General features: G+C 62.8%; 27 protein-coding genes and 1 tRNA gene. 19 read left to right on the forward strand and 9 right to left on the reverse strand.

Going from position 1 to position 19826, the window contains the following annotated elements; translation table 11 throughout:
• Positions 1-41: 41 nt before the first annotated feature.
• The 4 genes from ACVI1L_RS33460 to ACVI1L_RS33475 form a co-directional block, all read right to left on the reverse strand.
• Positions 42-1127, reverse strand: a complete 1086-nt coding sequence (locus tag ACVI1L_RS33460; protein ID WP_057018573.1) for a 3-deoxy-7-phosphoheptulonate synthase — start codon at positions 1125-1127, stop codon at positions 42-44.
• A 236-nt stretch (positions 1128-1363) separates the two neighbouring features.
• Positions 1364-1936, reverse strand: a complete 573-nt coding sequence (locus ACVI1L_RS33465; RefSeq protein WP_092083436.1) for an HdeD family acid-resistance protein — start codon at positions 1934-1936, stop codon at positions 1364-1366.
• Positions 1937-2024: 88 nt separating this feature from the next.
• A complete protein-coding gene (locus ACVI1L_RS33470) occupies positions 2025-3884 on the reverse strand; it encodes an acyltransferase family protein (protein ID WP_456784827.1) in 1860 nt (619 codons plus the stop codon).
• 79 nt (positions 3885-3963) lie between these two features.
• Entirely contained in the window at positions 3964-5001 is a 1038-nt protein-coding gene (locus ACVI1L_RS33475; RefSeq protein ID WP_028342108.1) for a PrsW family glutamic-type intramembrane protease, read from the reverse strand.
• 387 nt (positions 5002-5388) lie between these two features.
• On the opposite strand from ACVI1L_RS33475, the gene ACVI1L_RS33480 reads away from it, so the two are divergent.
• Positions 5389-6270, forward strand: coding sequence for a sulfite exporter TauE/SafE family protein (locus tag ACVI1L_RS33480; protein ID WP_347340168.1), 882 nt, complete (start codon positions 5389-5391; stop codon positions 6268-6270).
• Here the strand turns inward: ACVI1L_RS33480 and ACVI1L_RS33485 are convergent.
• The gene (locus ACVI1L_RS33485) at positions 6267-7499 is read right to left on the reverse strand and encodes a hydantoinase/carbamoylase family amidase (protein ID WP_456784829.1); all 1233 of its coding nucleotides are present in this window, start codon (positions 7497-7499) and stop codon (positions 6267-6269) included. The two genes, ACVI1L_RS33480 and ACVI1L_RS33485, sit on opposite strands and share 4 nt — an antisense overlap.
• A 153-nt stretch (positions 7500-7652) precedes the next feature.
• Here ACVI1L_RS33485 and ACVI1L_RS33490 point away from each other — a divergent pair, with 153 nt between their 5' ends.
• From ACVI1L_RS33490 to ACVI1L_RS33505, 4 genes are all read left to right on the forward strand, one after another.
• A complete protein-coding gene (locus tag ACVI1L_RS33490) occupies positions 7653-7997 on the forward strand; it encodes a hypothetical protein (RefSeq protein WP_229189471.1) in 345 nt (114 codons plus the stop codon).
• Between the two features lie 392 nt (positions 7998-8389).
• Positions 8390-8464: transfer RNA gene (locus ACVI1L_RS33495), tRNA-Glu, on the forward strand.
• A 243-nt stretch (positions 8465-8707) separates the two neighbouring features.
• Positions 8708-9160 (forward strand): hypothetical protein, encoded by a 453-nt coding sequence (locus ACVI1L_RS33500; protein WP_456784830.1) that lies wholly within the window; start codon positions 8708-8710, stop codon positions 9158-9160.
• Complete coding sequence (locus tag ACVI1L_RS33505; RefSeq protein ID WP_456784831.1) at positions 9154-9903, forward strand: hypothetical protein; 750 nt, start codon at positions 9154-9156, stop codon at positions 9901-9903. The genes ACVI1L_RS33500 and ACVI1L_RS33505 overlap by 7 nt, the downstream gene beginning before the upstream one ends.
• Here ACVI1L_RS33505 and ACVI1L_RS33510 read toward each other — a convergent pair.
• Both ACVI1L_RS33510 and ACVI1L_RS33515 read right to left on the reverse strand, forming a co-directional pair.
• Positions 9900-10115, reverse strand: a complete 216-nt coding sequence (locus ACVI1L_RS33510) for a hypothetical protein (RefSeq protein ID WP_456784832.1) — start codon at positions 10113-10115, stop codon at positions 9900-9902. The genes ACVI1L_RS33505 and ACVI1L_RS33510 overlap by 4 nt on opposite strands.
• 208 nt (positions 10116-10323) lie before the next feature.
• Complete coding sequence (locus ACVI1L_RS33515) at positions 10324-10608, reverse strand: hypothetical protein (RefSeq protein WP_456784833.1); 285 nt, start codon at positions 10606-10608, stop codon at positions 10324-10326.
• A 123-nt stretch (positions 10609-10731) separates the two neighbouring features.
• Here ACVI1L_RS33515 and ACVI1L_RS33520 point away from each other — a divergent pair, with 123 nt between their 5' ends.
• Positions 10732-11166, forward strand: coding sequence for a hypothetical protein (locus ACVI1L_RS33520; protein ID WP_456784834.1), 435 nt, complete (start codon positions 10732-10734; stop codon positions 11164-11166).
• Here ACVI1L_RS33520 and ACVI1L_RS33525 read toward each other — a convergent pair.
• Positions 11163-11864, reverse strand: a complete 702-nt coding sequence (locus ACVI1L_RS33525; protein WP_456784835.1) for a S24 family peptidase — start codon at positions 11862-11864, stop codon at positions 11163-11165. The genes ACVI1L_RS33520 and ACVI1L_RS33525 overlap by 4 nt on opposite strands.
• Positions 11865-12095: 231 nt before the next feature.
• On the opposite strand from ACVI1L_RS33525, the gene ACVI1L_RS33530 reads away from it, so the two are divergent.
• From ACVI1L_RS33530 to nusG, 12 genes are read left to right on the forward strand one after another with little or no spacing between them, the layout of a single operon-like run.
• Positions 12096-12494, forward strand: a complete 399-nt coding sequence (locus ACVI1L_RS33530; protein WP_456784836.1) for a hypothetical protein — start codon at positions 12096-12098, stop codon at positions 12492-12494.
• Positions 12491-12643, forward strand: coding sequence for a hypothetical protein (locus tag ACVI1L_RS33535; protein ID WP_456784837.1), 153 nt, complete (start codon positions 12491-12493; stop codon positions 12641-12643). The genes ACVI1L_RS33530 and ACVI1L_RS33535 overlap by 4 nt, the downstream gene beginning before the upstream one ends.
• The gene (locus tag ACVI1L_RS33540; RefSeq protein WP_456784838.1) at positions 12640-12906 is read left to right on the forward strand and encodes a DUF2312 domain-containing protein; all 267 of its coding nucleotides are present in this window, start codon (positions 12640-12642) and stop codon (positions 12904-12906) included. Before ACVI1L_RS33535 ends, ACVI1L_RS33540 begins: the two co-directional genes overlap by 4 nt.
• Complete coding sequence (locus ACVI1L_RS33545; protein WP_456784839.1) at positions 12906-13391, forward strand: HNH endonuclease; 486 nt, start codon at positions 12906-12908, stop codon at positions 13389-13391. Before ACVI1L_RS33540 ends, ACVI1L_RS33545 begins: the two co-directional genes overlap by 1 nt.
• Before the next feature lie 41 nt (positions 13392-13432).
• On the forward strand, positions 13433-13822 hold the full coding sequence (locus ACVI1L_RS33550; RefSeq protein WP_456784840.1) for an ABC transporter permease: 390 nt from the start codon (positions 13433-13435) through the stop codon (positions 13820-13822).
• Complete coding sequence (locus tag ACVI1L_RS33555) at positions 13819-15228, forward strand: MT-A70 family methyltransferase (protein ID WP_456784841.1); 1410 nt, start codon at positions 13819-13821, stop codon at positions 15226-15228. The genes ACVI1L_RS33550 and ACVI1L_RS33555 overlap by 4 nt, the downstream gene beginning before the upstream one ends.
• Positions 15225-15419, forward strand: coding sequence for a hypothetical protein (locus ACVI1L_RS33560; RefSeq protein WP_456784842.1), 195 nt, complete (start codon positions 15225-15227; stop codon positions 15417-15419). The genes ACVI1L_RS33555 and ACVI1L_RS33560 overlap by 4 nt, the downstream gene beginning before the upstream one ends.
• The gene (locus ACVI1L_RS33565; protein ID WP_456784843.1) at positions 15416-15721 is read left to right on the forward strand and encodes a hypothetical protein; all 306 of its coding nucleotides are present in this window, start codon (positions 15416-15418) and stop codon (positions 15719-15721) included. The genes ACVI1L_RS33560 and ACVI1L_RS33565 overlap by 4 nt, the downstream gene beginning before the upstream one ends.
• A complete protein-coding gene (locus tag ACVI1L_RS33570; RefSeq protein ID WP_456784844.1) occupies positions 15718-15969 on the forward strand; it encodes a hypothetical protein in 252 nt (83 codons plus the stop codon). The genes ACVI1L_RS33565 and ACVI1L_RS33570 overlap by 4 nt, the downstream gene beginning before the upstream one ends.
• Positions 15966-16202 (forward strand): hypothetical protein, encoded by a 237-nt coding sequence (locus ACVI1L_RS33575; protein WP_456784845.1) that lies wholly within the window; start codon positions 15966-15968, stop codon positions 16200-16202. Before ACVI1L_RS33570 ends, ACVI1L_RS33575 begins: the two co-directional genes overlap by 4 nt.
• Before the next feature lie 55 nt (positions 16203-16257).
• Positions 16258-17511, forward strand: coding sequence for a helix-turn-helix domain-containing protein (locus ACVI1L_RS33580; protein WP_456784846.1), 1254 nt, complete (start codon positions 16258-16260; stop codon positions 17509-17511).
• Positions 17460-18170: a transcription termination/antitermination protein NusG gene (gene nusG, locus ACVI1L_RS33585; RefSeq protein ID WP_456784847.1), complete on the forward strand. Its 711-nt coding sequence runs from the start codon at positions 17460-17462 to the stop codon at positions 18168-18170. The genes ACVI1L_RS33580 and nusG overlap by 52 nt, the downstream gene beginning before the upstream one ends.
• 94 nt (positions 18171-18264) lie before the next feature.
• On the opposite strand, the gene ACVI1L_RS33590 is transcribed toward nusG, so the two are convergent.
• Positions 18265-19272, reverse strand: a complete 1008-nt coding sequence (locus ACVI1L_RS33590) for a PAS domain S-box protein (RefSeq protein ID WP_456784848.1) — start codon at positions 19270-19272, stop codon at positions 18265-18267.
• A 265-nt stretch (positions 19273-19537) separates the two neighbouring features.
• Between ACVI1L_RS33590 and ACVI1L_RS33595 the strand changes: the two genes are divergently transcribed.
• A complete protein-coding gene (locus tag ACVI1L_RS33595) occupies positions 19538-19819 on the forward strand; it encodes an HNH endonuclease (protein ID WP_456784849.1) in 282 nt (93 codons plus the stop codon).
• Positions 19820-19826: the final 7 nt, after the last annotated feature.

A 19826-nucleotide genomic window follows, 5' to 3' on the forward strand; every position in this document is an offset into this window, starting at 1 on the left:
GATATTCGCCCCGCCGGCAACGCTCAATCCGTTCGGCCGCGTCAGGCCGAACGCTCCTGCAGGCCGTCACGCCGCACGCTGCGCCTTGCGTCGACGGCATCGGCCAGCTGCTTCAACACGTCAGCCGTCGTCCCGAGGTCTATGCAGCCATCCGTGATGCTCTGGCCGTAGGTCAGCGCCTTGCCTGGCACGACGTCCTGGCGTCCCGCGACAAGATTGCTCTCGATCATCACGCCGATGATGCGCTGTTCGCCGCCTGCGACCTGGCGCGCGATGTCGGAGGCAACCGCTGGCTGGTTCTCCGGCTTCTTGCTGCTGTTGGCGTGGCTGGTGTCGATCATCAGCCGCGCCGCGACACCGGCGCGGCCGAGCTCGGCGGCGGCAGCATCGACGCTCGCGGCATCATAGTTCGGCGCCCGGCCGCCACGCAGGATGACGTGGCAGTCTTCGTTGCCGCTGGTCGCGGCGATCGCTGAACGGCCGCCCTTGGTGACCGCCATGAAGTGATGCGGGTGCGAGGCCGACTTCACCGCGTCCGCCGCGATCCGCACGCCGCCGTCGGTGCTGTTCTTGAAGCCGACGGGGCAGGACAGGCCGGAAGCCAGCTCGCGATGGATCTGGCTCTCGGTGGTGCGCGCGCCGATCGCGGCCCAGGAAACCAGATCGGCGATGTATTGCGGCGTCGTCATGTCGAGGAATTCGGTGCCGGCCGGCAGGCCGAGATTGTTCACCGCCGACAGCACGTTGCGGGCGAGCCGCAGGCCCTTGTTGATGTCGAAGCTGCCGTCGAGATCGGGATCGTTGATCAGCCCCTTCCAGCCGACGGTGGTGCGCGGCTTCTCGAAATAGACCCGCATCACGATCTCGAGGCGGTCGGCGAGCTGTTCGCGCAGGCTGGCGAGGCGCTCGGCGTAATCGACGGCCGCCGCGGGATCGTGGATGGAGCAGGGGCCGACGACGACCAGCAGGCGGTCATCGGTGCCGTTCAGGATCGCGTGGACGGCGTTGCGGGCGCCCATCACCACCCGGGTCGCCGTCAGGGTGCGCGGGACCTCCCGCATCACCTCCTCGGGCGTACTGAGCTCTTTCAATTCCTTGATGCGAAGATCGTCTGTCGTACTCAACACGGCTGGCTCCTTTGGATTTCGGGACCTGCCGGCACACAAAAAAGCCGCCAGGTCTGGCGGCTTGTTTTGGACGTTTGCTGCAATTCTTCAGATTGAGCGCGATCCTCCTGCCGCCAGCGAGCTGTCGTAGCTAAAGTACCAAAAATAGCTGGTGGCGACGGTGATCATGGGGCGGCTCTATAGCGCAGGGATTTGGGGCTGTCACCCCCCAAATGCAAGCCCCCCGCGGTTCGGCGTCAGGTGTTGCGCGCCGCCAACGCCATGCCGATCAGGGTCGCCCCGCCGAACATCAGATTGAGGCCGACGAGGAGGCCGATCGCCCATCCCGCGGATTCCGGCAAGCCCGCGATGATGAAGAAGGCGATCACGATGTCCATCAGGCCGGCGATCAGCAGCCAGGACCAGCGTCCCGACAATTCGCGGCGGTGCTCCAGCGCGTACATGACGGTGGCGACGCCCTCGGCGACGAAATAGGCGCCGACCACGATGGTCAGCGTCAGCACACCCTGCATCGGACGGGCGAGCAGCACCATGCCGGCCAGCACGGCGAGCGCGGCCGAAATCAGCGACCACCAGAAGCCCGGCATGTTGCGCGCCCAGAACGTCACGATCAGCCCGCCGATCCCTGAGATCAGGAACATCCAGCCGAGGAAGATGGTGACGGCGAGGCTTGCGAAGGTCGGCACGATCATCGCGGCGATGCCGAGGATCACCAGCAGGATGCCTTCGAACAGGAACGCCTTCCAGTGCGCCTTCACCGCGGCCTGCATTTCCGATCGCAGCTTGTCGAGGTCGTTGGACAGGGTCATCGCGGCTCTCCGGATCTGCGCGTGTGCAGTCTATCCTAACCGGTTATAAATGGTCAGCCCGTCAGTTGCGGCGGCAATAGCTGTGCGCTCATCTTTCTGCATGGCGGTTTTCGACAGCCAGAATCCTTGGCACAAGCCTGGCCGCCAGATATCGCGAGGCGCGCGGCGACAGATGCAGGAAGTCGGCCGATACCAGGTCGTTTGCGCTGGTCCCGACCCTCGTCAGACATCCGTCCGCGTTGCAGAGCTCGTCATAGGGCGACAGATATTCGATCCCGAGATCGGCGGCGATCTGCCCAATCCTGTCGTCAGTCTGCTTGGTCGATCGCACATCGTGGCTGCGTTCCGGGATCAATGTATGATGGCGCAGGAAATATTGCACCGTCAGATGGGGCACCGTGTCGGTCCAGACCGGGACAGGGCCGACCAGGATGACACGGGCGGCGCCGGCCTGTCTGAGGGCGACAATCGTCGGGCGGAGATCGTCGGCGGTGGGTTCTTTGCTCCACGCCAGGTGCAGAAGCACGACATCGGGGTGCGAGCGGGCAACCGCAGCAACGATGTGGCGATTGGTTTGAACACAAAACGGAATGGTCTCGGCCTGCGCGGTGAAGAGTGGCGGGCAGGAATTGACGGTGAACTGGGCTAACCCGAATTGATCGCCCTGGACTTGCCGCAGCCCGGCGGCAAGCATGCCGGCGGTCGAATCGCCCCATACGAAAACAAGCGGGCGCTTGCTGGCGTCAACGCAACTCGGATCAAACGCGGGATCGGCGGAAGCGGAGATATGACATTCGCCGTATCTCAGGAAGTCCCTGGATACGGTCATGGCGCCGGCTTCGCGAACGATCGCCGGAAGCCGAAAGGCAAAGCCGTCGACGATCGCCAATGCTCCCACCGATGCAACGGCCACCATCGATGCCGCAAGGACCGGCGTCACCCGCCACTGCCCGAACCTGATTGGGCGCTCGACGTAGCGATAGGTTGCCCAGGCCAGAATGAAGCTGGCCCCAACGGCCAGCCCGTTCTCGGCCAAAGTCAGGGGACGACCTTTGAAGCTCGCCGCAAAAACCAGGATCGGCCAATGCCAGAGGTAGAGCGGATAGCTGATCAGCCCGATCGCGACCGCGGTACGGGTCGAGAGAAATCGATTGCGACCTGACATGATGAGGGCGGCAGCTGCGGCGACCGGCGCCACCGCTGCGATCCCGGGGTAGGTCATGGAGGGCGAATAGAATGCGGTTACCGCAGCGATCACCGCGAGCGCGAACCATCCGAGAAGGTCGCGCGCCGCGGAGAATCCGTTGGGCAGGCAGACGGCCACCAATGCTCCGGCCGCGAGCTCCCACGCCCGCGTGAACGGCTGGTAGAATGCGGCTTCAGGGTTGGTTCGAACGACCAGGATATTTGCGACAAGCGATGCGATGAAGATCAGGGCAAGGGGAGCGGCGGCGGCGATCCGCCATCGCATCAGCGCCCACAGCAGCAAAGGCCAGACAAGATAGAACTGTTCCTCGATGCCGAGCGACCAGAGATGGAGCAGCGGCTTCGTTTGCGCGGCCGCATCGAAATAGCCACCCTCCGAATAGAACAGCAGGTTTGCCGAGAAACCCGCGCCTGCCGCAATCTCCTTTCCAAGGGCCACCAACTCGCTCGGCATCAGAAGTTGCCATCCGGCGATGAAGGCGGCGATCAAGACGACGATCAGGGCGGGAAAAATCCTGCGAATGCGACGCGCATAGAACGTCGCAAGGCTGAAGCTCCCGTTCTGAATGTCGCCATAGATGATCCCGGTGATCAGGTAGCCGGAAATGACGAAGAAGATGTCGACCCCGACGAAACCCCCGGGAACATATTGCGGGAACGCGTGGCCGAGCACGACCAACGAGACGGCAACGGCCCGCAGGCCGTCGATATCCGGCCGATAATTCTTGTAGTTGTGCCCCATCGTCCTCTCGCGCCTGGTCTGTGTCTCTCCCTGAACCCGCCGAGGTTGTTTTGCAAGGGGAGCGGTGCCGGCCGGGGCGCTAGCTTTGACCGGGAGCGGACGGAAAGCCCTCCGAGGCAGTCCGCATCCGGTTGCGGCCGAGGAAGTAGACGGCGGTGGTCGCGATGAGCAGCGCCAGTCCGATCAGGATCGAGGTGAAGCCGATCGGGACCAGGATGAACGACGCATTGCGCTCGGGATTGACGTACCAATGATGCAGCGAGGTGAGCAGGAAGGAGACGCCGGCAAAGCCGGCGCCGCCGCCGATCAGCAGCAGCGCCCACATCCGCCGGAGCTGGCTGAGCCGCTCGCGCGCAACGTCGGTGCGCGGCGCATGATGCTTGCCGAGGCGTCGCACCAGGCGGATTGCAAAGCCGATCGAGGAGAAGCCGATCAGCACGCTGGCCGAGCCGAGCAGCAGCCGCGTGGTCGAGCCGAGATCGGGGATGCGCTGGAGCGCGAGCAGCGGAAAATCGAACGCCGCGTGCAGCGCGACCGGCGCGACCAGCACCAGCGCCCAATTCGTCATGCGCGCCCAGTCGCGGTGACCCCGGTAAGCGCCGAGCGCGCCACCGGAGCGCGCGATCGCAAGATAGGCGCCGGCGATGATGCCGAGCGCGCCGTGGAACGGCACCGTGAGCACGCTGCGCAATGCCGCGAGCGCGCGCCACATGTCCTTGTGCTGGACCAGATAGGCGAGGTTCTCATAGGCGGCAAATCCAAGTCCGGCGGCCGCGCCATAGACCACCGTATCCATCGGATCGGCGAAGGCGCGGCGCCGCGTCGAGATGACGACGATGACGAGCACCTTGACGATCTCCTCCGGTGCCGCGACTCCGAAAGCTGCACGCACCGCCTGCGTCGCCCAGGGATTGTCGGGAATGGCAAGCAGCGCATTGAACGGAATTCGCGCCAAGCCGAGCAGGGAGATGCTGGCCGCGCCGAGCACGAAGGCGAGCCACACCTGAACCGGCGGTCCGGGGCGCTCGTCAGCGGCGATGACCAGCCACAACACCAGCAATGCGGGGGCAATGGCGGCGGCGCCGATGACGGTTGGAAGCGACTCAAGCAACAACATGAGCCGGACGGGCCCCTTTAATGGCACCAAAGCGATGCGTGCCGAAGAAATGGCAGCAAGTTCAGCGGATTGCAAATCGGTCTGATGCCGTTCTCGTGACCAATATGCCACGGTGCCTTACGAAAGCGGGTTGGAAAGTGCCGTTGCGGACCTTGATCAGCTAAGGGCCTAGGGCGGCTCCCGGACAGGTTCCTGCCAAGCGCCAGGTCCATGGCGTTCCAGGCGCAGGAGCTTTGGTAGCCCGACGATTCCGGGATCGCGGCCTGTGGGTCCGATCAGCTTTCGGCACCGCGTCCCCGTCGTTGGGCTATAATGCCGTGGGCAAGGCGACTGATCCGGTAAAAGCCAGAGATGCTTTCGATTGATTTTGCTGCGATCGTTCTTGCCGTGATCGCGCTGTTTGCGGCGTTTGTAAATGGCGCGCTTGGTTACGGGTTTTCCTCGCTCACGGTGCCGGTCGCACTCGTCTTCTACACCAACCGCGTCCTCAATCCCGCGGTGGTCATCGTCGAAGTCTTCGTCAATCTGTATGTCCTGTGCATCAATCTGAGCGGCGTTCCGGCCGTGTGGCGGCGCGTGCTGCCTATTCTCATCGGCATGCTGCCCGGCATCGCGGTCGGAGCCTTTGCGCTGACGTCGCTTCAGCCCGGCTGGACCAAGTTCGCCACCTACTCGATCATTCTGCCGCTCATTCTGCTGCAGGCGGCCGGTTGGCGGAGGCCGATCCAGTCGAAATGGCTGGTCGGTTTGCCTTTCGGAACGATGCTCGGGATCTTGTACTCGGTCACGACCATTTCGGGCCCGCCGCTGGCGATCCTCTTCAACAATCAGGGCCTCGTCAAAGATGAGTTTCGGGCCGGTCTCGCACTGGTTCGGGTGACGGAGTCCAGCCTGACTGCAATCGCGTATTACAAGCTCGGTCTGTTCATCGACGAGAGCCGGAGCATCCTGTTTGTGCTGGTTCCCTGCGTTGTCCTCGGCATACCGCTCGGTGCCTGGCTGATCCGGCGGCTGGACGCCGAGACGTTTCGCCGGATCTGCATGAGCTTTGATGCGTGGGTCGTGGGATTCGGCCTGTCGCGCGTATTGATCGAAGTGAAGCTGATGGAAAGCCCGTGGGCCTACGGCGTCATGGCCGGCACGATCCTGATCGACATCTGCTTGCTGTACGTTTTCTTCACCGCGAGGAGAAGCACCGTGCAGGACTCGCACGCGTTGGCTTCGCTGAAGTCGGGCAACCGGGGGCGGTCCGACCTGAAGGTGCTCTAACCTGCGAGCAGGCGCCGGCAGGTTTCGACAAAGACCTCGGCACCCGTGACGATATCGGCGTCGTCGGTGTTCTCGCTCCAGTGATGGCTGATGCCGCCGATCGACGGCACGAACAGCATCGCCGCCGGCATGATGGTGGCGAGGACCTGGGCGTCATGGCCGGCGCCGCTCGGCATGCGGATCGATTTGCCGCCGGCGCAGGCTGCGCTCGCGGCTTCGATCGCATCCTGGAATGCAGGCGTCATCATCGCGGGCACCCCGGTGCGGATGCGCTCAACCTTCACACCGCAACGGCCCTGAGCGGTGGCCTCGGCCGCCAGGCGATGCAGCTGTTGTTCGAGGCGGCCGATCACTTCGGGATTGTCGTCGCGAATCTGGAATAGCATCTCGGCGCCGCCTGGAATGATGCTCGGTGCGCCTGGGTCCAGCGTGATGCGGCCGGTGGTCCACACCGTGCGCGGTCCCGACAGGGCAGGGAAGCTGTCGTCGATCGCGACGCAGAACCGCGCCAGCCCGAGGCCGGCGTCCCTGCGCACCGCCATCCGCGTGGTGCCGGCGTGGTTCTGCTCGCCGGCGAACGTGATGCGGTACTGCCAGATGCCGACGATCGAGGTGACGACGCCGATCTTGAGTCCGCTACTCTCCAGCGTGTCGCCTTGCTCGATATGCGCTTCGAGATAGCCGATATGGCGGCTGGCCTCGGCATTAAGGCGCGGGCGGCCGGCGAAGCCTGCGTCGCGCAATGCATCGCGCATGGTGCGATCGCTGGAGCGGTCGCGGGCTGCGTCGATGTCGGCTTCGGTCACCGCGCCGACAAACGACCGGCTGCCGAGGAAACTGCCGAAATGTCCTTCCTCGTCGCACCACGCGGCGACCTCGACCGCGCCGTTCGCGTCCGGGTCGGTGTTGATGACGCGCGCCGCCTCGAGCGCGTAGATCACGCCGAGCGGCCCATCGAGCCAGCCCGCATGGTTCTGGCTCTCCAGGTGCGAGCCGGCGAGCAGTTTTGGCCCCGCCTTCGCGCTGGAGCCGAGCACATTGCCGATGCCGTCGATCGTTGCGGTGAGATTGGCGTCGGGCAAACGCGTCGCGAGCCAGTCGAGCGAGCGCAGATGCGGTTCCGAGAATGTCGGCTTGTGCACGCCGGTCTTGTAGGCGCCGATCGCGCGCAGCGCGTTGAGATCGGCGAGCACGCGCTTGCCGTCGAAGCGACCGTTGATGCCTGGCATGATTGGACTCCGGATTGCCGTCTTGATTTGCGCCTTGGCGCCTCAATCCCGTCTTGATGCCGACGCGGTTGGATGCGACGGAACAATCAGGGCAAACGATTTCTTAGCGGTTCTGCTCTTAGGTCGCAGTACGAATAGCGTGAGAGTGTGATCATGTCTGCATTCCGGAACTGGGCTCGCAAGGCCGCTGTGCTGTTTCTTCCGATCGCTGTCGGCGCCTGCGCGCAGGTCTCGCAGCAATACAGCATGACCACGCCGCCGCCGGGGACAGGTCCGCTGGCCTGGGACGGTGCCGGACAGGATCCCAATCTCCCGCAGCCGCGGCGCCATGCGCGGAATGCGTCGCCTGCGGTGGCGGAGGCATCGCCGGCGCAACTGTCGGAAGCGGATGCCGACGACCGGCTGGCGCGCAAGCTCGTGATCTGCAGCACCTGCATCAAGCGGACGCCTGTGGCGGCGCAGCCGAATAATCGTCAGGACGTCGCCAGCAATCACTAGCGGCTGGCGCTGAGCGCTGTTCCTGGACATCCAGCCGGCTCGCAGGCCTTAGTTAGGCCACGATGTCGGTCGATGCGCAGGCCCATGTCGATCCGAAGATTTATTGTTCCCGTCGTCGTCGTCGCGCTTGCTGCCGCAATCCTGATTCACGTCGGGGGCTCGCGGGCGCATGCGCATGTGCCGACGCATTGCGGCTTCTGGACCTCGATCGAGGCCGGATTGTCCTGCAGGTGATCTCCAGATGTCCTTCCCTGTGACCTGCAAGCCGGGAAAAGCGTTCTGAACGCTTGCCCGCCCGGCCAATCGCCACTATACGTTCGCCCGTCGCGGCTTGAGGGCTGTGGCCAGTCCGGCGCATCTCACGTCTAACGTATTGATTTGCCGGGAGTTTTGCTCCCTTCGTCTATCGGTTAGGACGCCACCCTTTCACGGTGGAGAGAGCGGTTCGATTCCGCTAGGGAGCGCCATTGCGCTATATCCACCAAAATCATGCAATGATATTAACAGCTTACGTGGTTTGCTGTTTGCTTGTTGCACGTTTTGTTGGACGCGGCCAGAGTACATCTGTTCCCTGCATGTTCCGGCAAGGTTGGAAACCGAAGGGTCTACGAAGGGCTAAACACCGCAACCGATCTTCGCTAGCGCGACCAGTCTAGGCTAACTTTTGGTTGTGCTGCAAAATCACGCCGATAGTCGGCGGGGCTGGTGTAATGGCGACCTTTGACGAACTGGTGAGTGAGTTCCTTACGTCGGAAAAAGTCGCTTCCCACGCGCCCCGCTGGCGTTCTGCGAATCAAGCCGACTATTCTCAGGCTTACATGCGCGTTCATGTGCCCGGCTCGCTCCGCTTAAGGGGGCGCGTCATCGTCACGGCACATAAGCTGCGAGAGCCACCAAAATACGGGTTCTCGCTTGTGTTCCGGAATGAACGGCTTCTGGCGTTGGACGTCAATCCGGCCCGTTTTCATCGCAACCTCTTGGCGCCCGCCAAGATCGGTGGCACCCACTGGCAAAGGTGGCCGAAGATGGAAGCGGAAGCCGACAATCGCGTGCGCCCATTTAACCACTGGCTGCACGAATTTTTGGTCACGGCTAATGTCGGTTGCCGATTTCGCGTATTATCTCCTCCTCGGGGGATTCAGTTGGAGCTTTCGAAATGGTGATGAAGGCTTCCGAAATTGAAGCGGCGGTAAGGTCACTGGTCTCAGCCCAAGAAACAAGTCTGGGCTATGAAGTCACCGTGCCCGTTGCATACGGCGACGGCGAACTCACATCGGTTGTGATTGAAGCCGTGGGCGACCACCTTCTTGCCCATGACGCAGGCTTCGCGGCAATGCGTCTGACAAATGCTGGCGTCAGTCTTAGCCGACACGTCAGCCAAAGGCTGAACGAATTTTGCCACCGATACCGCTGCGTCTTTTCCAATGGGAGAGTGTCGGCAACAGCAGATAGCCAGGAGGCTTTGCCGCAGGTGATTTGCTTAGTCGCCAACGCGTCTCGCTCGGTGGCTGATTACGTTTATGAGCTGCGGCGTCAGAACGAATACGATTTTCGGACGGTTGTGTTTGAAAGAGCGCGCGAGATTGTTGGTGCTCGTTTGCGTCCGACTGAAGAATTCCTCGGCAAGAGCGGTCGTCGCTATCGCCTTCCAGTTATTTTGGACCAAACGCAAAGCCGACCGGAACACTTCTTGGCGACCCTTGCTCATCGTCAGGTAGTAACGCAGCACTTCGCTATGTTCTATGACCTCATGTCTCCGTTCCCTGACGTGAAACGCGAGGCTGTTTACGATGAAAACGCGGATATCAGAGAAGAGGACCGGGCGTTAATCGCCTCGGTTGGAGCCGACGTATTTACTCTGATGGAAGCCCCGTTGCGATTCCGCGCGATAGCTGGCCATGCCTAAAGAACCGCCCGCTGAATGCCTCGTCGCTCCGATGCATGCTGTTCAAGGTATCGCCGAGCGCGGCTGACCGGATCTTCATAGCGTTTGATCGCCTCGAGCTCCTGCTCGAGGCGATCAAGTAGCGGCGCGTATTTTTCCCCATGCAGAATGATCACCTCGGAGACGAGCGCGATAGCGTCGAGCAGTCGTTTCTCGGTGACCTGCGCGCTCATGCACGAGGCTCCGGCCTTACTAGCTGCAGCCTGTCGCCCACGATTTGCGCGCGACCGCAGGCGATCAGGCGGTCGGCCATTTCGCTGGTGATCCTCCGGGCGCCGAACCGCCAGCCACCGCGCGGGTGCCGCTTGAATGGGCTGTATTCGAGCAGCGCAAGCGCGATGTAGTGATTGCGTTGAAGGCGCCTCATCAGGACGGCCGTGCTCAAAGACACGGGCCGGCGAGCTGATGGGCCAGCGCGCGCGCATCAGCGGCGTGGGCTTTGATCTGCGCACGAGTGAAGCCCAGCCGCTCGAGATCGTCCTCGGTGATGCCGCCTTCGCGATAGGAGGCGGCGCGCATGTCATCGGCCATACGCTGGACCGTCTCGCTCGGCGAAAGTGGTGAACGTGGCTTTACGAGCGCGGTATCAATGTAGTCTGGAACGGTTGCCTGAATGGTTGGTGCGCGGCTGGCGGCGGGAAGGCGGTTGCAGGACGTACGTCGCATTGTTGGTTTCCCATTTGTTTTTCACGGGAAGCGATCATGCACCAAAATGGTGCGTGGTCAATGCCTGCTTGACGCCAATTTGGTGCGTACAACTAGAGGTCATGCGTAACCTATAGTCGCTGAATGGCAATTTTGATCATTTGGCTTTTGCTTGCGATTATACCGGCCGTTGCTGCCGATAAGCGTGGCCGCAATGCGGGTATCTGGTTCCTAATCGCGCTCGTGATTTCTCCGCTGATCGCGCTCGTCCTGGTACTCTGCTCGCGAGATCTGCGGATGGAACGGCTTCTCGCGTCGCGCGAGACCCCTGGGCCGGCATCGTTAAGGGATACTGATCCTCGCAAGTTGCGTCACTCGTCCTGGCTGGGCGGAAGAACGAGCACTGTCGTCATTGATCGCGCACCAAAGCTGTTTGAGCCGGATGGCGTGCTCGCAGGCATTCCTTATCGCGTCACGGCCGATGGTTCGGTCGAGGCGGTCATGCAAGGAACGACAGTGAAATTCAGGGACATCGACCGGTTCAAGCGGTCGATCAATGCTCCGCCTCCAGCAGCCTAGCGGCGCGTAATCAGGTCGTTGAGGACGAGCCCAACGCGGCCGAATACGAGTGTCTGCTCGGTCGGAATCATCGTTTCATGATCGGGATTCGTTGAATATGGTTGCAACCGAGCGGGACGTCCACGTTCGGCAGCGCGGTAACGTTTGAAGGTCGTCTCGCCGGCGCCGATGGTAAAAACATAAAAGCCTTCGTTGACCAGGTTCTGGTCGGCCCGATTGACGAAAATATAACTGCCCTCCGGCGCGATCAGGTTCATGCTATCGCCATCGACCTCAAGGGCATACCACTCGCCTTTGGGCAGATCCGCAGTGGTGATGTATTTCTTGACGTCGCTCTTGCGGACGCCTTCCTGCTGAAAAGCCCGGCCAGCGCTAACCCACGAGATTAGGGGGACGCGCGAGCGCCGAAGGTTAGGGAATACCAAGTTCTCCGGCGGGACTTTCAGGAGCGGCGCCAGACGCTCGGCCCAGATGGCCGTCATTTCCCGTTCGCCGCTCGTCAGCTTGTTGATCTGCTGGCGTGACGTGCCGGCCAGTTCGGCCAATTTGACCGATGACAGGTTGGCTCGGGCCATCGCCCCTTCAAGGCCGTTTGGATATTTCCCCTTCATGGAAAAGGGGTTTGGCACCGAATTGGTGCACAGAGAACGCACCGGATTGGTGCATATTTCCATTGTGTTGGCACCATAATGGTGCATGCTCGTCCTCATGCGATTCGCTGCCTGGATGACGACGACGGGGGAGACCAATGCTGCCTTTGGCAAAAGGGCAGGCTGGTCCGGTGAGACGGTGCGACGCTACCGGGCTGGCGAGCGTGAGCCCGCCGCCAGAGCGATGGCCACGATCTTTGAGCTGACGTCCGGTGCCGTAACGCCGAACGATTGGGTCGGGGTCGGTCCCCGCACAGAAAACGCAGAGCAACTGAACACATGACCCGCAGCGTAAAACCCGCGCGGGAACAGTCAAATCCCGCCACTGACAAAGTCGTCAGTAAAGCGCGACGAAGTCGTCAGTCCTGGCTGCGCGTACTCGACGTGCTGCAAAAGCGATTCAAGGCTGATTTTATATGGGAAATGCACGTTCGGACGGGGCGGTCCGAGCGCGATTGTTACCGGTGGAAAACCGGAAAGGCGGCGCCGGATTTCGAGGCGCTGGACCGGCTGATCAACAGCGACGTTGGCGACCTCGTGCTCCTGACCATGACAAGGGGCAGCAATCAGCCGTGGGCGGTCGCCATGCGCCGAACCTACGAAATCGCCAAGGTACGCGTGGACATGGAGGCGGCGCAGCGTCGGCTTGCCGCGCTGGAGAGGGGGATTATTCCATGATCACCGAGCGGCTTTCAGACCCGCAGCTCTACACGCTGATGGGCATCTTTCTCGGCCTCGGTCTAGCGGCTGTTCTGAGCGCCATCGCTTGGCCGAAGCGGGACGCACAGGTTGATATCGGCGCCGGCTTTCGCTGGGTGCGCCGATGACCAGGAAACCGGCGGCAGAAACCCGCGCGACGACGATCGCCAAGGACCAGCTGAAATCGATCATCGAACGGGTCGAGCGGTTGACCGAGGAGAAAAAGACGATCACCGACGATATCCGCGACGTGTTCGCCGAGGCAAAGGGCAACGGTTTCGACGTCAAGGCGCTGCGCGCGATCATCAGAATCCGACAGCAGGACCCGATTGACCGCGAGGCCGACGAGGCGATCCTCGAGACCTACATGCAGGCGCTGGGGATGCTGTGATGCACGGCTCATTCGCCAGCGCTGTGCGGCCGAGCGAGACCGTCTCGATCGAGCAGCTGCTCGATTCCGGACTGACGCCCTGGCGCCGGATCATCCTGTCGGCGCGGGATAACATCTGGTCGCTGGTCGACGCCTGCGATTACGACTGGCTGTCGAGAAATACCTGGAACGTGTCTTGGGGCTCGCGCACGCCTTGGCAGCTCTACGCGAAGCGCAACGTCGGGCCTGATCGCGCGACGCTGCGTCAACATCGCGAGATCAAGATCGTCCGAGATCCGCGCTCCGAGCGGTTCATGCGGACGCATCACGTCGACCACGGCAACGGGCAAACGCTCGACAACCGCGACGACAATCTCGCCTGGTGCACCCACAAGCAAAACATGAAGAACCGCCGGCCGCGCTCGGCGATCCCTTCACTCGAGCAGATCGTCCTCGAGCTGATGCGCGTTCACGACATTCCGTTTCCGCAGGAGGTTCCGTTTTGACCGACGTTCCCGCATCAGAAGGCATGGGGCTGACGCGTCGCATGGTCGACGCGCTGACCGCGATTACCGAGTTTGTCGGCCGACATGGCGTGATGCCGTCGCGCCGCACGTTGGCCGAGGCAATGGACTGCTCGCCAAACAACGCGAACCGGCTGATGCAGGGCTTGGTCGAGCGCGGCGAGCTGTCAACCGTGACGCAGGGCGGCATGCTCGCCGGGTTCGGCGGCGAGGGCGTGCTGATCTCGGTCCGGCCAAGCACGGCGGCGCGTCTGGCCGCCTTTTCCGTTGCGACGCGCGACAAGGTGACCGCTATCGCCGAGGACGCGATCAACCTTCACCTCGATATGCTCGAGGGCAGCGTCGCCGCCATCGCCCAATGCGGCGACGGCGTCGCCATCATCGTCGATGATGAGGAGGACGCCGCATCGTGACCGAGCTCGTCCGATATGAGGCAGCCTGTCGCGCGCTGGCCGAAGCGGTTGCAGCTGACGAGGTCATGACGGTCCGCGACCAGGCCGAGGCCATGCGCCTGGCCGCCAAGGTCGCGAAAAACCTCAACCTCGAGATCCAGGCGGCGCAGATCCGGTTTCGGGCGGAGCGTCGCCTCGGCGAGCTCGTTGCCGAGCAGAAAGCGACTGTCGGCCTCGCCAAGGGCGGCCGGCCTTACCAGTCGCGTTCTACCTGTTCCGATGAGGAACAGGTAACCGAGCGGCCGGCGACGCTGGCGGAGGCCGGGATCGACCGCAAGCTATCGTCCAAGGCGCAACGCCTGGCTGCGATGGATGCGGCCGAATTCGAGGCGGCGCTCGGCCGGCATGAGCAGGAAATGCGCGCCGGTGCCAGTCGCGTCGCGATGGATCTGACCAAGATCGCCGCCGAGGAAAAGGGCAGGGAGCATCGCCGCGGCCTGGCGAGGGCGCTCTCCGACGCCTCGGCGCTGCAGCCGACCGGCCGCAAGTATCCGATCATCTACGCCGATCCGCCCTGGCATCGAAACCAAGGCGTGACCAGCCGCTCCTATGAAAACCACTATCCGACCATGGCGTGGTCGGAGATCTGCGATCTGCCGGTTAAGGACATGGCCCTGCCGGACGCCTGGCTGTTTCTCTGGATTCCGCGCGCGCATCTGCTCGCCTGGCATGAGGCCGAGATCGAGGCGACGGATCTGCGGACCGGCGAGGTCATCAAGGTTCGCGCGCAGATGCCGCTAGCCTCGGCCGTCGCGCTGGCATGGGGCTTTGAGGCCTATTCGACGGCGTTCGTCTGGACCAAAAACGACGACGATCATCCTGACGAGGCCGGCGGCGCCGTCCTGGTGCGCGACCAGGACGAGCTGCTGCTGCTGTTCAAGCGCGGCAAGGGCCTGCCGAAACCGGCGGCCGGCGAGAAGTTCGGCTCCAACCATCGCGAACGCTCGCGCCCGCTCGGCCATTCGCGCAAGCCGGAGCATTACCGGCACATCATCGCTGCCATGGGCGGCGGCGTGCCAGTGCTCGAGCTGTTCGCGCGCATCGATGCCGAGAACCCCTTGCCGGCCGGTTGGGATGCGTGGGGCAACCAGGCCGCTACCGCCTCTCAGTTTGCGGACGCCGGAGCTCACGCCGGCGATCCTCCAGCCCGACCGACCGACGTTGCCTCGTTGCCGATCGGGGAAGTCGTTTCGAGCGTCGCCGTCGCTGCCGGCCGCGCCGATACAGCCGAGCCGCCGGCGAACCGACCTGGAGTCAATTCAAACGACGATGGTCTCGACATTCCGGCGTTTCTGCGCCGCCAGCGGGTGACGGCCGAAATATCGGGCCAGCGCACGGGGCAGCCAAGGCTTGAGCCGCGCGTATGACGGACAGAATCTCGCTGACCCGCCAAATCTCCGCCGTCGAGACCGAGATCAAAGATCGACGCAGTGGCGCGAGGACCAAGCTGAATCCATCCGCCGCGCAGTACCAACGCGATGGCCTAGAGGCCGCTGCGAACACGCTGCGATGGCTGCAGCAGAACGAGGCGCGCATTAAAGGGGCGTTGAGGCAATGATCGTCGTTCGGGTCGAGCTGCATTCCGCCATCACGAACAAGGTGACTGAGATCGCGCGCATGCGCATCCGCAATAATGGCGGTACGCGCATCATTGGCCGCTACGCCGTCGAGACGCTGCGCGGCCGGTCGCGAGACGATCTCGATCGCGGTCTTTGCCAGCGTTCCGGCGAGGTGAGGGACTACCCGCGGCTGCGAATCCACGTCTGGCACCTTGTGGCACGTGCGCTGATCGCCACGCGCTATGCCGGCGGCGCCGAGATCGAACAGCAAGGCGATCTGCTGGGTGAGGCGGAGCGATGACCCCAGCGGTGGAAACTTCGCAAGTTGCGAACATCAATCCGGGCTCGACCCGGCACCGTTGGGGCCAGAAGGTCCGATTTCCGCTCAAAACCGAGCAATCTTGCGTTCGCTGCGACATGGTGAAGGTTGGCCGGCGCGAATTTGAGGGCGGGCGCGATCAGTACTGGACGGAATACTGGCGTGACGAGGAGCGCATCCACTGCGATGCGACGCCGTCTTGTGACGCGCGACTGGAGGTGCAGACATGAGCCGCGCCCGGCCCTTGCTGCGGGCGCTGACCGCGGAAACTCCGGAGGCTATGCGGCTCGCGGACGCGATCTGCTGGCTGGTCGTCAAGGGCAAAGAGCTCGGCGAACTGTCGCCGCGCGGCCTGCGGCCGGAATGGCTTGTTCGCCTGGCGCGTGCGGTCGAGGTCGGCGCGCCGTCGCGCATGACCGGCGAGGAGATCGCCGATCGCATCCTGCAGGCGCCTGCAGCGTGAAAATTCAGTGCTGTTGCGTCGCGTCGAACCGACTCTTTCATCAGGAATCAAAGTTATGACGACCGCGAAAAAGCGGGCGCGACGCATCGCCTCGGACGAGGCGACGGCCTGGGCGCGCAATCTCGAGCTCGGCAACCCTTACGCAAAAAGCGTCCTGCGCGCGATCGGGCAGTATGTCGACGGCGATGGTCTCTGTTGGGTCGGCATTCCGTCGCTGGCGTCGGACTGCGATCTGTCGCAGGACACGGTTCGTCGGCGGCTTGCCTGGCTCGAGGAGGTCGGCGCGATTGGCCGGGCGGCGCAATGGCTCGACGAGAACGGCCGCCGCAATGGCGAAGGTCGCGGCAAGCGCACCACGGATCTGATCCGGTTGCTGGTCGACGCCGATACCGATGCGATCGAGGCGAGGGCCGCCGGGCGCTGTGTTGACGAATCGCCTACAAATTCAAGGGTGATTAGCCCTAGCTGGCAGCAAGGGCTAAATTCCGAGGCCGAAACGGTCAGGACTCCGTTAGCCCTCGGCCAGCCCTCGCAGCTGTGCGACCACCTAATCTCTGAACCTGAACCGGAAGATCCCCCTAAGTCCCCCTCCGGGGGATTTCCGGACGATCACAAGGCAATCGAGGAAAGCGAGCCGATCGAGTTCGCGACAGCATTCGAGGGCTATGTCGGCCACGAGGTCATGCGGCGCGACCTGGCGCTCGAGGAGTTCCGCCAGCTGACGCAGGACGATCGCGCCTGGTGCGGTCATGCCGTGCCGCTCTACATGGCGAAACTGCGCGAGCTCAAACAGCGCAGGCCGATGAATTTTCATCTCTGGGTGCGGACGCGAGGCTTTCGCGAATTCCCGGCGCCTGGCGCTACGCCGGCAAAGGCTGCGCCGCCGCAACGACGGTTCGTGCAGGGCGACGAGCTCAATGGCTTGGCGGTGGCGATGCTGATCGCCGAGCGGCGCGAGCTGCGCATCATCCGCGAGCAGGGTCTCGGTGAGGGCATCTGGACGCGGCTCTCGGAGCGCGCTGACCTGGTCGCGATGGCTGAGTTTGCCGGCGCCGATCGCGAGGCCTGGCAGGTCGTCGACCTCGGGACGCCGCAGTTCGCCGCCTGGCGCGATCGCCTGGCGCTCTGGACCGGCGCCGAGCCGCAGACGGAGCGAATCTTCCTCGAGCCGTTTGATCCGAGCGTTCACGGCGTTTCGGCGTCGAACCCGAATTTCCGTTTGAGGAAGTCAAAACAGGGCTTTCGCGTGCCGGCGCCGTGGCCGCCGCGCCGCGATGGGACGTGGCAAGTCGCAGGGGAGAGCGAATGAACATGCAATACCGCAAGGGGCAGATCGTCGGCTATGTCGAGGCCTCCGGTCGATTGTCAGTGCCGGCGACGCCGGAGAGCTGGCGCGTGCTGCAGGTCATGCCTGGTCGCGACGCAAAGGTCATCAAGGCTTTCGGCGAGCGCTGCATCAGCGGTTGGTCGCCGACTGTCGTTCATTTCGTCGAACGCGGTAGCGGCCAGCCGGCTCGGCGGCCGCATCTCGGCAGGCGGATCGAAAAGCCGTTTCTGCCTGGCTTGATCTTCCTGCCTGATTTCGAGCTCGGTCGTCTCGGTGAGATCCGCAGCATTCCTGACGTCGACAATCTACTCGAGTTCGGAGAGCTTCGATCGTGGCTCAACCCGACCGAGATGCAGCTGCTGCGTGACATTGTCAAAATCGAGAACATGCTGCCGTCACGACGTCGATGGGCTCTGGCGCAGCTCTTCCTGCGCTATGGCTTCATCAGTGTCGCCGAGGTCAAAGACCAAACCGAAATGAGAGTAGGGCGCGAGATCCGCGTCGCCGAGGGCCTGTTCTCCGGCTTTCGCGCGCTGATCGAGCGAATTGACTCAAAAGGCCGACTCAGCGTCTTAGTCAGCGACGGAAAGCACGGCGTCAAGGTAAGCGGTTTGACCGAGGCGCAGATCGAGCTGATCTAATTCGCGGTGCGGTGCATGCGCGGCAGCTTGGCTAAAAGTGCGGAGCCTGACTCCAGGCGGACGCGCGAAGCGCGCCGCAAGTTTGGTTGGTATGTCACGTCGGAACGGCGATTTCGCAATTGAGCCCTTCCGAGCGCCAGTCAAAGCGCAACCTGCCGCCGAGTGGTTTGATCGTTCCTTCGATGAGGCGACTGCCAAAGCCCTTGCGTTGGGGCGCCTCTACCCTGGGCCCGCCTAGTTCGGTCCAGCGGAGCACCAGCTGTCCATCATCGGCGCGCGACCAGTCCAATTCTATCCGGCCGCTTTTGTTGGATAGCGCTCCATACTTGATAGCATTGGTCGCCAACTCATGCAGGACAACAGCAACCGCTTGCGCGGCGGTAGGCTCTAACACGGTTTGCAGACCGTCCATCCGAACCCGCGTGCCGTGTTCATCGAGATAGGGGGCGAGTTCTTGCTTGGCGATCGCCGAGACTTCGGCGCCTATCCAGCGCGTTTCAACGAACAGCGAGTGAACATTTGCCATCGCTTGGATGCGCCCGCTGATCACCTCCTTGAGGCCTTCGGAAGTGTCGGACTGAGAAAGATTGATGATCGCCTGTACGTTCGAGAGGATGTTCTTGCTTCGGTGCTCCGCCTCGCGAGCGAGAATGCCAATCTGCTCCTGAGCCCGCTTCTGCTCGGTGATATCCCTAGCAATCTTCGATGCGCCAACGATGTTGCCGTGGGCATCTTTGACGGGAGAAACAGTGAGCGAAACGACGATTGAGCTACCATCCTTACGTCGCCGAACCGTCTCGAAGTGGTCGATCCGTTCACCACGTCGGATGCGCGTTAGGATCTCACGTTCTTCGCTCAGTCGGTCCTCCGGGATCACAATCGTAATGGGCCGACCGATCGCCTCGGAGGCCAAGTAGCCAAAGATGCGCTCGGCCGCCTTGTTCCAGCTTGTAATAATGCCGTCTAGATTTTTGCTAACGATCACGTCGTCGCTGGATTCGACTATGGAGGCCAGCAAATTGGCCAAGCGCTCGGCGCGTTCGCGAGCCGGCTCGTTGACGGGAGGCCTGCGTTGAAGTCCCGACTGGTCTTTGGATGTCAATGAGAATTCCCGAAATGTAGATGCTGCACTGCCGTTAGCGACCAATCATAGCACCAAAAAGGCCTAAATGCCTCCGGTGGGCCAGCAGCGGAAGTCGACCTGAGCTGGAACCAAAGAGACCCCAACTGAGGCCCCATCATCCGCGTTTAACCTATCCGTCAACTGTTAGCGACCCGAAAGCGGCCGTGAGTCCTCCAAAGGACGGCATCTCCTCGCTAGACTCAAGGCCGATCATCGCAAGGTGGTCGGCTTTTCCTTTTGTGGAATGCCGCGGCCATCTTGGAAAGCCTGGTACAAGCTCGCGCGCTGGCAGGCGCTACGTCTCCGTATCTTTCTGCGCGATCGCTACACGTGCCAGCGCAAGGCCTGCGGCAGGGTCGAACCGAACACGTCACAGCTGGTCTGCGACCATGTCATCCCGCATCGTGGCGACGAGCGCCTGTTCTGGGATGAGACCAACCTGCAGACGCTCTGCAAGGCTTGTCACAATCGCGACAAGCAGCGCGAGGAGCAGATTAGCCTGCACACGCGCGGCGTCTGGGACTGAGGGTGGG

The sequence above is a fragment of the Bradyrhizobium sp. USDA 4516 genome, assembly GCF_054055915.1.